The sequence below is a fragment of the Streptomyces sp. NBC_01224 genome (assembly GCF_036002945.1).
In the GTDB taxonomy this organism is placed as follows: domain Bacteria; phylum Actinomycetota; class Actinomycetes; order Streptomycetales; family Streptomycetaceae; genus Streptomyces.
In genome coordinates this window covers 237,813-250,103 of record NZ_CP108530.1, presented here as the reverse complement: position 1 = coordinate 250,103, position 12,291 = coordinate 237,813, and the positions used below count along the sequence as shown (strand labels likewise).

9 protein-coding genes and 1 pseudogene are annotated in these 12,291 nt (G+C 66.5%); 5 read left to right on the top strand and 5 right to left on the bottom strand.

The window, feature by feature from the left end:
- Window positions 1–333 precede the first annotated feature (333 nt).
- Window positions 334–1,809, top strand: a complete 1,476-nt coding sequence (locus OG609_RS45365) for a DNA primase family protein (RefSeq protein WP_442818107.1) — start codon at window positions 334–336, stop codon at window positions 1,807–1,809.
- A gap of 26 nt (window positions 1,810–1,835) precedes the next feature.
- Here the strand turns inward: OG609_RS45365 and OG609_RS45360 are convergent, their stop codons facing one another.
- Genes OG609_RS45360 through OG609_RS45350 form a run of 3 tightly spaced genes read right to left on the bottom strand, consistent with a single transcriptional unit; the run spans window position 1,836 to window position 4,872 of the window.
- Window positions 1,836–2,243 carry a DUF6009 family protein gene (locus OG609_RS45360; RefSeq protein ID WP_327278582.1) on the bottom strand — a complete coding sequence of 136 codons (408 nt, stop codon included), beginning with the start codon at window positions 2,241–2,243 and terminating at the stop codon, window positions 1,836–1,838.
- Window positions 2,240–3,763, bottom strand: a complete 1,524-nt coding sequence (locus tag OG609_RS45355) for a DNA primase family protein (RefSeq protein WP_327278581.1) — start codon at window positions 3,761–3,763, stop codon at window positions 2,240–2,242. The genes OG609_RS45360 and OG609_RS45355 overlap by 4 nt, the downstream gene beginning before the upstream one ends.
- Window positions 3,760–4,872 (bottom strand): bifunctional DNA primase/polymerase, encoded by a 1,113-nt coding sequence (locus OG609_RS45350; RefSeq protein WP_382909504.1) that lies wholly within the window; start codon window positions 4,870–4,872, stop codon window positions 3,760–3,762. Before OG609_RS45350 ends, OG609_RS45355 begins: the two co-directional genes overlap by 4 nt.
- Window positions 4,873–8,512: 3,640 nt before the next feature.
- Here OG609_RS45350 and OG609_RS45345 point away from each other — a divergent pair.
- The 3 genes from OG609_RS45345 to OG609_RS45335 all read left to right on the top strand — a co-directional run bounded on the left by OG609_RS45345 (window position 8,513) and on the right by OG609_RS45335 (window position 10,989).
- Entirely contained in the window at window positions 8,513–9,439 is a 927-nt protein-coding gene (locus OG609_RS45345) for a ParA family protein (RefSeq protein WP_327278580.1), read from the top strand.
- Complete coding sequence (locus OG609_RS45340; RefSeq protein WP_327278579.1) at window positions 9,436–10,059, top strand: hypothetical protein; 624 nt, start codon at window positions 9,436–9,438, stop codon at window positions 10,057–10,059. Before OG609_RS45345 ends, OG609_RS45340 begins: the two co-directional genes overlap by 4 nt.
- Window positions 10,060–10,200: 141 nt before the next feature.
- Window positions 10,201–10,989, top strand: a complete 789-nt coding sequence (locus tag OG609_RS45335) for a thioesterase II family protein (RefSeq protein ID WP_327278578.1) — start codon at window positions 10,201–10,203, stop codon at window positions 10,987–10,989.
- A gap of 37 nt (window positions 10,990–11,026) precedes the next feature.
- Here OG609_RS45335 and OG609_RS45330 read toward each other — a convergent pair.
- Window positions 11,027–11,389: pseudogene (locus tag OG609_RS45330) on the bottom strand (MOSC domain-containing protein); the annotation flags it as partial.
- Window positions 11,390–11,545: 156 nt separating this feature from the next.
- On the opposite strand from OG609_RS45330, the gene OG609_RS45325 reads away from it, so the two are divergent.
- A complete protein-coding gene (locus OG609_RS45325) occupies window positions 11,546–11,923 on the top strand; it encodes a nuclear transport factor 2 family protein (RefSeq protein ID WP_327278577.1) in 378 nt (125 codons plus the stop codon).
- Window positions 11,924–12,037: 114 nt separating this feature from the next.
- Here the strand turns inward: OG609_RS45325 and OG609_RS45320 are convergent, their stop codons facing one another.
- Window positions 12,038–12,205, bottom strand: coding sequence for a hypothetical protein (locus OG609_RS45320; protein WP_327278576.1), 168 nt, complete (start codon window positions 12,203–12,205; stop codon window positions 12,038–12,040).
- Between the last annotated feature and the right edge of the window lie 86 nt (window positions 12,206–12,291).

Genomic DNA, 12,291 nt, shown 5'->3' with positions numbered 1-12,291 from the left:
GCCGGTCACTTGGTGTGCGTGACCGGCCCGCTGCAGACGGAGGTAAATATACCGGTTGGGCGGTTCTCTGTGATGGCCGTGTGGAAAGAGCGCATGCACCAGCCCCGGGGTAACCCCTTGAAAAGAAAACCGGATGGTATGTATCTTGTGTGTCGCGTCGGAAGCCTGCGAGGGGGAATCAGCGACTGAAGCGACGCTGGCCTCAGACGTGCGGCGACGCCCGCGCCCCGTGCGCGCCACCTCTTGACGGGAGTTGAGTCGCTTCGGTCGCTGCCTACCGCGATCCGAGCTCGTTGCTTGAGTCGCTTGAGTCGCTCGGATCGCCGGCTGGAGATGCACATGGCTTCTGATCTGTGGGGAAGACCCAGCGACTCATGGCACGAAGGGCACCTGCTCGACCTCGACACCCGAGCGGTGTCGGTGGATGGGTTGTTGCCTGACACGTTGTCTGATCGGGGTAACGCGAAGCTGTTTGTGAAGTTGTATGCCAATGATTACCGGCATGTTCCGGGGATCGGCTGGTATCGGTGGGACACCACGCGGTGGCAGATTGATGAGGACGACACGGTGGTGTGGGCGGCCGGTGACCTCGCGGAGAACATCGCCTCGCATGACGCCAGGGGCCTGTTCACCACGACGGCTCTGCAGCAGCACCGCCGGCGCGCGCTGTCGACCACGGGGATGAACGCGATGCTCACGCAGGCGAAGTCCGCTCCGGGCATGGTCCTGAACGCGGCGCGCCTGGACGCCGATCCCTATGCGCTGTGCACCCCCCAGGGCATCGTCGACCTGCGCACCAGCCTCATCAAAACCCCTGACCCCAACAAGGACTTCCACTCCCGTTCGACCACCGTGGGCCCCCAGCATGTGAACACCCCGCGCTGGAACCGTTTCCTGTCCGACACCTTCGGCGACGACGCCGAGGGCCGGGAAATGATCGACTTCCTGCAGCTGCTGCTGGGCTACTCCATCACCGGCGACGTCGGCGGCCAGGTCCTGCCCTTCCTTTTCGGCGCGGGCAAGAACGGCAAGTCCGTCCTGCTCGACGTCCTGATGAAACTCCTGGGCGACTACGCGGACGCGGCCCCGCCCGGCTTCCTCATGGCCCGCCCCTACGAAGGCCACCCCACCGACCTCGCCGAACTCCACGGCCGCCGCGTGATCGTGTGCAGCGAGGTCAAACACGGCGACAAATTCGACGAGGCCCGCGTCAAACTCCTCACCGGCGGCGACCGGATCAAAGCCCGCCGCATGCGCCAGGACTTCTTCAGCTTCCAGCCCACCCACAAACTCTGGCTGCTGGGCAACCACCGCCCCGAAGTCGGCACCGGCGGCTTCGCCTTCTGGCGCCGCATGCGACTCATCCCCTTCGAACGAGTCGTCTCCGACGAACGCAAGATCGACAACCTCGCCGACATCCTCGTCACCGAAGAAGGCTCCGGAATCCTGGGCTGGCTCATCGACGGCGCCCGCCGCTACCTTGCGGGAGAACGCGACCTCACCGGCCCCGAACGCGTCCGCATCGCCACCACCGCCTACGCCGAGACCGAAGACCACACCGGACGCTTCTTCGAGGAGTGCTGCACCCTGGCCCCCGACCACCGCGCCGAACAGACCAGCCTCTACACCGCCTACAAAGCCTGGTGCCGGAGGGAAGATGTCCCCCCGATCGCGTCGCGTGCGCTGGCGGCGAGGATCCGGGAGACCGTGGGACTGACGTCGTCGAAAGCGATGGTCTTGTCCAATCAGCGCAAGTACTACCCGGGCATCGGACTGATCACCGAACTCGCCGGCGGGATGGCGGCGTGAGCGCCCCCATCTGAGTGCCCGGCGGCTCAGGCCTGTGACGGCAGCGTTATGTCCAGTTCCTGCATGGCCCTCGACGGCGGTCCGCCCTCGGACCGCTCCGTCTTGTAGCCCTTGACCCGTGCGGCGAGTGTGCGCGGGTCCACGGCCTCGGCCGGCGCACCGGTGGCGTAGAGGCCATCGGGGGCACTGTCGCGGTCATGGGGCAGCAGCCAGAAAACGCGGCGACGGAAGGTGCCTGAGGAACGGGACGCCTTGGCTTGAGGGCCAAGGAGGGCATAGCCGACCATCCGTCCGTCACGGTGGTACGCGGGTTTGCCGCGACGGGTCGGGAGCCGATCGAGGCTCTGGCGTACGTAGTCGAGGTCGGTGATGTCTTCCAGCCAGACGAGTTCGGCCTCGTGGCTGATCTCGTCCTCGGTGATTAGGGAGCTCATCGCCTTGCTTCCCCTTCCTCGTCGGTGATCAGTCCGATGCCCGGGTAGTACTTGCGCTGATTGGACAAGACCATCTCCTTGGGGGAGGCAAGTCCAGCCAGCTCACGGGCGCGTGCCGCGAAAGCGCGTGAGGACATGGGGGGTGCGCCCTCATTGTGGCACCAGGCTTTGTAGGCGGTGTAGAGGCTGGTCTGTTCGGCGCGGTGGTCGGGGGCCAGGGTGCAGCACTCCTCGAAGAAGCGTCCGGTGTGGTCTTCGGTCTCGGCGTAGGCGGTGGTGGCGATGCGGACGCGTTCGGGGCCGGTGAGGTCGCGTTCTCCCGCAAGGTAGCGGCGGGCGCCGTCGATGAGCCAGCCCAGGATTCCGGAGCCTTCTTCGGTGACGAGGATGTCGGCGAGGTTGTCGATCTTGCGTTCGTCGGAGACGACTCGTTCGAAGGGGATGAGTCGCATGCGGCGCCAGAAGGCGAAGCCGCCGGTGCCGACTTCGGGGCGGTGGTTGCCCAGCAGCCAGAGTTTGTGGGTGGGCTGGAAGCTGAAGAAGTCCTGGCGCATGCGGCGGGCTTTGATCCGGTCGCCGCCGGTGAGGAGTTTGACGCGGGCCTCGTCGAATTTGTCGCCGTGTTTGACCTCGCTGCACACGATCACGCGGCGGCCGTGGAGTTCGGCGAGGTCGGTGGGGTGGCCTTCGTAGGGGCGGGCCATGAGGAAGCCGGGCGGGGCCGCGTCCGCGTAGTCGCCCAGGAGTTTCATCAGGACGTCGAGCAGGACGGACTTGCCGTTCTTGCCCGCGCCGAAAAGGAAGGGCAGGACCTGGCCGCCGACGTCGCCGGTGATGGAGTAGCCCAGCAGCAGCTGCAGGAAGTCGATCATTTCCCGGCCCTCGGCGTCGTCGCCGAAGGTGTCGGACAGGAAACGGTTCCAGCGCGGGGTGTTCACATGCTGGGGGCCCACGGTGGTCGAACGGGAGTGGAAGTCCTTGTTGGGGTCAGGGGTTTTGATGAGGCTGGTGCGCAGGTCGACGATGCCCTGGGGGGTGCACAGCGCATAGGGATCGGCGTCCAGGCGCGCCGCGTTCAGGACCATGCCCGGAGCGGACTTCGCCTGCGTGAGCATCGCGTTCATCCCCGTGGTCGACAGCGCGCGCCGGCGGTGCTGCTGCAGAGCCGTCGTGGTGAACAGGCCCCTGGCGTCATGCGAGGCGATGTTCTCCGCGAGGTCACCGGCCGCCCACACCACCGTGTCGTCCTCATCAATCTGCCACCGCGTGGTGTCCCACCGATACCAGCCGATCCCCGGAACATGCCGGTAATCATTGGCATACAACTTCACAAACAGCTTCGCGTTACCCCGATCAGACAACGTGTCAGGCAACAACCCATCCACCGACACCGGCAGGCCCGACGAGGAGGCGTCGGCCTGGGCGGGCAGGGGGACGGCACCGGCTTCACGGATCTGGGCGGCCACAGCGGCGGAGTCGAAGCCGAAGAGTGTGTCGTCGCTGGGGATGGGTGAGGTCACAGGCATCCTCCGTCGGCGTAGAGGGGCCGCTTGAGGCCTGCGGTCAGTCCGCTGACGATGATCTGTTCCGAACGCCTCTCCTGCCCCGGGCGAGCGGCCGCGGCGGCCTCGCGCAAGGCGTGCTCGGCCGACTCGCGGGACAGCCTGCCGGCGCCGATCAAGCCGCCGAGGGTGAAGGCTGCCCGGTTGAGGGCGTCGGAGAAGCCCGCGCCTTCGGGCACGCGGCCGCACTCCTGGACCGGTGCCAGGACCGCGGCGAGGGTGTGAAGGGCGCGGTTACGTCCTCCCCCGGCGGCCACCGCCGCCTGCTGGGCACGCGGCGGGACGGGGCGGGGAGCGGGGATGTTGGGTGCGGGCAGGTGTCCGGTGCGTTCCAGTTCCTGGGCCAGCCATTGGGGCAGCGCTGCCGGTTCCCGGACCTCTCCGACGGGAGTGTAGGTGCCGACGCCGGTCGTGGTGCCGGGGGCGATGATGTAGCCGCCCTGGGCCCTGATGTCGACCTGCCACGCGAGGGCACGGCCCTGGCCGGAGCCGGTGGAGCACTGCCAGCGGCAGGAGTCCTCTGCCCGGTACCAGACGTGCAGTCCGCCCGAGGGGGTGCGCACACGCAAGGTGGAGGCGTCCTCGGCAGGGCTGGGCTGGTCGCGCAGCGCGGCCAGGACTGCCAGCGAGTGGTAGCCCGTGGCGAGGCCGGTGAGGTCGATGTGCTCGGCGATGGGGATGCCCGGAAGGATCCGGTGGCGGCCGGGGGGAGGCGCGCTGTGGGCGTCGACGTCCACGACGACCAGGCCTGCGGGCCCGCAGGCCACGCCTACGCCGAAGTCCGGCTGTGTCGTCCACCATCTCTGGATACGACGCTGGTCGAGGGTGGCGGCGTGGAAGCCGTGGCACCAGCGACCTGCGGGCAAGCAGGGGCAATCGGCCGGTGTGTGGGAGGTGTTGCGGCAGTGGTCGCAGTTACGTGCAGGCGTCTTACGGCCCGGTGTCAGAGGGTGCACCGGCCAGCCCCGGCGGGCGCACCACAAAGCCGTGGCCAACGGGGAGGCAGCGGCCGAGGGTTCGAGGGCAGGACATGAGTCGCTGGGGGGAAAGCGCAGCTCAGGGGGCACAGCATCTCCTATCAGCGACCGAAGCGACTCAACAACAGACACAGACTAGCGAAAGTGTCGGGCGGGGCCGGTGGGCACGGTCAAAGAGTCGTGTTGGCCGTGTCGACAAGAACAGCCTGATGAGCAGCCAGCGACTGACGGGACACGGCGCAGCTACTGAGCGGCTTTCAGTCGCTCCAGACCAGCTCTGAAAACCCGCTGGTCAGAGACATGTGCAGACCCAAACAGCGACTGAAGCGACTGAAGGTCTCTATCTATGACGCACACGAGTACACCTAGACGGCTTCATATATGGACCAGTTGAGTCGCTTCAGTCGCTAACCAGTCCTGCAGGCGTCTCTGACCTGCGTTTTCTCCCAGCTACTGAACAGCGATCGAAGTGCGCTCAGCAGCTGGCCGTCAGTCGCTGTGCCCCAACGCGTCCTCAGGCGGCAGCGACTCACGAACCGGCGGAGCTGCTCAAGCGACTCTCAAGCAACCCTCGAACGACTGAAGCATGTACTGCAACGTTCAACGAATTCTGTCAGCGCGATTGAGCCGCCGCGTCGGATCCGGCGAAATCCGGGTTCTGGCGACTCCTGGTGCGTGTCGTCAAAGGCATCGCCAGAGGTCGTCCCTGGTCTGCAGGCCGCCTTCTTGCCGGTGGCACTCCCCCGCCCTCGCTCCCCGAGGCTGCGCGTCGAGGCTTCTGAGCCCCGGCCGTTGGGACGCGGTGTGCGGGCAGTCTCCAGGTGCTGTGAAACCGCTGGGCAGAGCAATCTCCATAAGGTCTGACCTCTCATAGCCCTCCCCCGAGCAGGCGCCTGCCTCTGCCTGCCCGGCCTTTCGCTGAGTTCACGGCAGGAGCTCGCATCACGCCGACAGACGGGTTTACGCGAGAACAGACAGGTTCCGCCGCATCAACCTGGCACGGCGTAGACGCTCCCACCCGGCCGCCGGGTGGTGAAGCATGGCGCCCCTGGGGAGAACGAGCCCCCTGTCGCGTGTGCCGCCGAGGACGAGGGGGGCGGACTGCCCGGCGAGACGAACTGGACGAGCACTTGGCCGGAGGAGCCTTCCACTCCCCCAGGGCACGCGCGGAGCGACGAGAGGTGCTGGGCGAGTGATCCGTCCCACGCCGCCAACCCTCTCGTCCCCGTGGGCGCTGACCCCAAGACGCGGCGGCACCGAGGGCGTAGAGGTGGGCCGTGCCGCGCGCCGACGCCGGTTGAGGCCGGCGAGTCCGGACAGGACACGTGGCTCGTCATTGCCCCGCAGTTGAGCAGGAGCATTGACTCCTCGACTACGCCACACCGCGGACTGCTCGCTCAACCATGCACCACGTGGGCTGCTTGTGCCTGCCCTCTGGTCCTGTAGCCAGGGCCGTGGTCACAGGTCGAACTAGTGTCAGGAACAGGTTCGCGCAGTGGCGTGCCGATGCGGCATCAGGGATACGGCGTTGACTTTTGGAGGCCACCGTGATCAGTGGAGAGAGCTGGTGAGCCGCATGGACCGAGTGGCGAGCACGTGACCGTTCCCGGATCGCTGGAGGAGCTCGGCCGGCAAGGATGATGAGGCAGTACGAGTCCTGGGTGGTGAGGGTCGACCCCGGGCTACTCCCCCGGTTTCACGCTAGGGGAACGAGCGCTGCGTAGGCTCTGTCTGCCTGCACGTCGGTATCGATCAGCCGTCGGCGGTTGTACTCGTGACGCTGCTCGTTGTCCGTACCCCGCAATTATGAAGGTGGTGCTGGGCGAGGCGTGCGACCGAACCATGACTGCCCCCGCTGCAGCGTGAACTGTGATGCTCGGGTACGCAGTCAAGACGCACCGGACACCTTTGGTGCCGCGCAGCATGCTGATCGCGAAGATGATGCGGCAAGACGCGTGAGCGTGAGGGTGGCGGCACCAGGCGCCGCCGGTGATCGGCATCAGCAGGAGTAGTGATGGCACCCTGGTGTCTTTCGTCGTGGAACGGATCGTTCAATGCTCTGCGGTAAAGCGGGCATCGCGGATGGGGTCTGCGGAGCACACTCACTTGAGGTGCCGGAGGAGTACGGGGTCGAAGCGAGCCGATGGGAGTAGCGAGTCGTGGCCCATGAGGGAGGCGAGAGAGTCCGTCATCAACTATGCTTTTGCTTGGCTTCTTGGGGTAGAAATTGGCCTCTGGCCAGGCAGAATAAACATCTCTGCAAACATCTCCCCAAGCTTGCGTGCAACTAGGTACAAAGGTGTGTCCACGTCCCCTTCTCCTCGCCTGGAGGTCGACTTGCTTGAAGGTCATCCTGCAGATGTGGAGCTAGGTAGTGATCGAGGTGCTGAACAAGGCCTTTGTGTGCGCAGGGGTGCAGGCCTGCTTCGAGGTGTTCGACAAGGCCTGTACCTATGTCTGTTTGCAGGCCAGTCGATGGGTCAGGGTGTAGACGAGTACCTGTGCTGGCAGGGTGACCCGGCAGCGAGTGGAGTAGTCCGCCGAGCTGCTGGTTTGTTCCCTGACCTGCCTAGCGGCGGGGACGCCGACCCGTCGGCCTATCTGTGTCGCCACCTGCTTCGCCACCCGTTCACAGGCCAGGCTAACGGCAGGCATGTCTATCCGGACACAGGATTGCCTCTCTCTAGGCGTGTGTGCCCACAGGTCGGCCTGGATCCCCACATATATGCCGACCGGCGTGGTGACAGGGCTCGCAGTCCGGGCGTAGACCGGTATGTAGGTGGAACTGGAGGCCGGTCTCTCTGCCGGGCACTCGGCAGGCTTGGCTCATTGGTGACGTGTGGGCACTCCAGTAAGATGCTCTGCCGGGCGCGAGACTTGAAGAGGGGCAGGGTCCCGAGTTGGTCTGTTCGCAGGCCTATGTGCATGGACTGGCATAGATTCACGCACCGATGCGGGTGTCAGTCTCTCTGTCAATCTCACGGCCGAATTGCCGACTTGACTGGCGGCAGGTCCGTAGCCCTGCCACTGGGTACGGGAGTCGGCCAGCAGCGAGGCAGACCTGCCACCCTGCCTCGCTGTCCGCAGGTAACCAGGTGCCAGGGCAGGCAGACGAGCCTGTACCCAAGTCGAGTTCCTGGCGGACATGCTCGCGTGCCGCGACAGATGCCCGGCTAGTTGCAAGCGGGTTGGAGCGCTCGTAGGAACCACAGCCGACATGCCTGGTGAACTGCTCACTGATGCGGCTACAGGAAGTGCTGCGGGCTCGCACTGGCACGTGCCGACAGGCACCCTGGCCCGTTCAACTCCGTGGCAGCTTGCCCGTATGATGGTGTGTCGGTAGACGGGAGCGTTGATCTCCTTGGTAGTCTGCACACTCCCTTGTGACACGACTGCTTTGGAGGTGACTGTCCTGATGGAGGTGTCAGGTGGTGTCTTCGCGCGGCAGTTGACGCGTACGGAAACGAAGGCCTACGCGTTCCAGGCGGTCAGGGACACAACGTTCGCAATCGTGTTCGCCTCTGCTTGTATCCCATCCCGAGATGCTCGGTTGACCTGCAGGACAGAGGCTCGAGGGCCGATTCCAGGGCCTGATCGGCACCCTCGGACCCTACCCAGACCCTCTCTTGGGACCCTGCGGAGCGCAGGATCGTTCTGAGCGAACTTTTCGCTACCCGAACCACCTCAAATAGGACACATCTCGTCCCGGCCTGAAGCAGAGTGAGGACCCATGGCCAGCCCCTTCGAAGCACCTGACGCGCAGGCGCAGCAGCCCGGCATCCCCTGGGGGTCGCTGTCGCACATCTTCATGTTCGGCAACGGCAAGGGCGGCGTCGGCAAGTCCTCCGTCTCCGCGAACGCCGCGGGCAAGGCGGCGCGCAGCGGTCTGCGGACGCTCATCATCGACTGCAACGCGCAGGGCAACATCGCGCGCGAACTCGGGTACAAGCGGGCCGAGTGGAACGATGGGGGAGCGGGGCTGCTCGAATCGCTGCGGACCGGTGCGCCGCTCACGCCGCGCGAGAACGTCCGGGAGAACCTCGACGTCGTGATGGGTGGCCCCGCGCTCGGCGACGAGTTCGGGATCTTCTTTCACACGATGCTCGCAAAGGAAGGCCCGCACGCTTATCTGCGGCTGCTGATGTGCCTGCTGCCGATCGCGCACAGGTACCAGATCATCATTCTCGACACCCCGCCGGAAAACCCGTCGCTGCAGCGCCTCGCACTCTCCGCCTCGCGCTGGCTGGTCATCCCTGTGAAGAGCGACGGCGGCGCGGAGGACGGCCTCGCGCAGATCGGGCTCGAGTTCTCGTACGTCAAGTTCGTCAGCCGGATCAACCCGCACATCGCGCTTCTTGGGGTACTGCTCTTCGATACCGGGCGCACGTACACCGGTATCCACGCCGACGTGCGGCGCCAGGTGCAGAAGGTGCTGGGCGAGGAGGCCCACATGTTCAAGCATCTGATCGGGCACACGGAGTCGGTGGCGCGGCTCGTGCGCAAGCGCGGACTCCTGGTGCAGGAACTGGCGGAGCGCCGGGCGAACGGCGATCGCTCGATTCCCGAGACCGCCGAGGGGCTTTCCGCAGACTACGAAGGATTCACCGAAGAGATGTTCGCCAGGGCGCTCGAACTGAGGAAGGAAGCCGCGGCATGACACCGCCGAAGAACAAGAAGGCCAACGTGGACAAGGACGACGAGCAGACCATGTCCGACGAGGGCGTCGGCAACCTGTTCAGCGGGGGAGCGGCGTCGTCCAACGCGCTCGCGGGCTGGGCCACCCCGCAGACCTCGGCGCCGGCCGCCGCTCCGGTGCAGCCGCACCCTGCTCCGGTGGCGCCCGTGGCCGTCGTGCCGTCGCCGACGCGCGAGTTGGCCGAAGAGCCGCCGCCGGCGGTCAACGACGCGGACACCGCCAAGCCGGCCGGCTTCTACGTCTCGACGAACGTCGCCAACCGCTTCCGGAAGCTGGGCAAGCAGAGCGATCTGACACACACGCAGATCGTGTTCCTCGCCGTGGAGGCGGCGGTCGAGAAGGGGCTCGCCCAGGTCGTCGAGGACGCGCGCAGGGCGCCCAAGTTCCAGTCCAAGCTGTTCGCCGTGGCGCCCGACAACACGGACCTGCGCGGCCTGGGGCCCGTACAGCTCCAGTACAAGCCGACTCGGGCGCAGCGCGCGGTCATCGACGGGCTCGTGGCCGAGTCGGGGCTCCCGGACCACACGAAGTTCCTGGCAATCGTGCTCGATCAGTACCTGCCGGGGCGCAGGGACGCCTGAGGTCGATGCCGCCGCGCCGGTGAGACCAGTCGCGCCACTCCAGCGAAGCTCGAGTGCGCGCAATTAAAGCTGGGTGCACCACAGTGGCACGACCATGAAGGTCGCGTGCCAAAGGACGCTTCCCGAAAGGAACTTCTGGCCGTGCCTCAAGCACCGGTGCAATTCGGAACATGGGTCCGCCGATTCCATCCGGCGTCGGACGCGCGTGCCCGCCTGCTGTGCCTACCGCACGCCGGCGGGTCCGCGAGCTTCTACGTACCGCTGTCCAAGGCGCTCGCGCCCGAGGTGGACGTGCTGGCGGTCCAGTACCCGGGTCGGCAGGACCGCTACCACGAGCCGAGCGTCAGCAGCGTCCCCGAGCTGGCCGACCAGATCTTGGAGGCGGTACGCCACCTCGACGACCGGCCCCTCGCCCTGTTCGGGCACAGCATGGGCGCCGTCCTCGGCTACGAGATCGCGCTGCGCCTTCAGGACGTCGGCCTTCCCGCGCCCGTACGGTTCTTCGCCTCCGGCAGGCGGGCCCCGTCCCGTGACCGCGACGAACGGCTCCACCTGGGGACGGACGCGCAACTCCTGGCCGAGGTACGCAGGCTGGGCGGCCCCAACGTGGAGCTGCTCGCCGACCCGGAGATGCGGGAGCTGGTCATGCCCGCGATCCGCGGTGACTACCACGCCGTGGAGAACTACCGCCACGCACCGGGCCGGAAGCTGACGTGCCCGGTGACGGTGCTGACCGGGGACAGCGATCCTCGGGTTTCGATCGACGAGGCGACGGCCTGGGAAGAGCACACCACCGGCCTGACAGAGCTCCAGGTGTTCCCGGGAGGCCACTTCTTCCTTGTCGACCAGAACAAGCGCGTGAGTGGGCTCCTCGCGGACCGCTTGGCCCGCCTGGGCGTCGGCAGCCGGGGGGCCGCGTCGGCGGCCTGAGCTTGGCTCTCTCCTCGTAGGGAACAAGAATCCAGAACCGTTCCAGCGGGCGGTGGGGGAGGGGCGGGGGTCCGACCTGGACGGCATCGTCGGGGCGGACGATCCCTCCGCGGCGGACCACAGCCATGACGCCACTCTTGAACGTGAACTCGCCGGACACGGGGTCCATGGCGAAGACCTCGCCGAGCAGCCCCTTGCGGAAGTCGTTGATCTTCGAGCACGGGTTGCGCAGTCCCGTCACCTCAAGCACCGCCTGCTCTCCGAGGTGGAGCAGAGCGCCGGTGGGCAGGCCCATCAGGTCTACCCCGCGCGTGGTGATGTTCTCACCGAGCTGGCCTGCAGAGACCTTGAAGCCCTTGAGCGCGAGCTCGTCGAAGAGTTCCTCGTGCATCAGGTGGAGCCCCCCACCTGTTGTCGTCCTGCGGCCGGTCGATCTTAGAAGCGGTGCACCTTGCCTGTGGCATCAGTAAGGGTACGGCTCCAGGGGGCGGCGGTGCAGGTCGTCCTGGGCCCGACCTCAGGGCCGGGTGTCAGTGGCTCATGCCAAGGTGCCCGCATGGAGTCTTCGGAAGTGATCGAGGCATTGTGGGATCGGATCCAGGCGCGCGATTGGGCGGCTGTCGCCGGCCTGGTCGCAGAAGACGCCGTGATCGAGTGGCCGGTCAGCGGGGAACGCATCGTCGGCAACAAGAACTTCGTCGCGGTGAACAGCTCGTACCCGGGGGGCTGGTCGATTCGGGTCCTGCGCATCGTGGCCGACGGCAGCGAGGCGGTCTCGGAGGTCGAGGTGCCACATGACGAGCTTGGCGTGTTCCGCGCGGCCTCGTTCTGGACCGTCCAGCAGGGGCGGATCGTGCGCGGCCGGGAGTACTGGACGAGTCTTGGGGCTGATCCGCGCCCGCAATGGCGAGCGGCTCTGGTCGAGCCCATGTGAGGCGCGGAGCGCCGAACGAGGGGCGTTCAAGCGCTGGTGAACGGGTCCTTGCGCTGGGACACGGCATGCAGGTGCCCGGCCTGCGGGTTCGAGGTGGCTGCATGTGGTGGTGAACTACCCGCCGAACTGCGGGGCCAGCTGCTCTCCGAGCACGGACCAGCCCGCCTGCGGGTAGATCCATGGGCGAGGAACGCGGCAATCATGCGCGTTCTGCGGGCAGAGCTTGGCCTCGGCCTGAGCGAGATCAGGTCCGTGCTGAGCGAGGTCGTGGCGGGAGCCCACTCAGGCACGATGCCTGAGATGGAGTTCCTGGCCCGCAAACTGCGGGCGTCGGGCATTGATGCGGTTGCTGACAGGCCGGCGAGTTC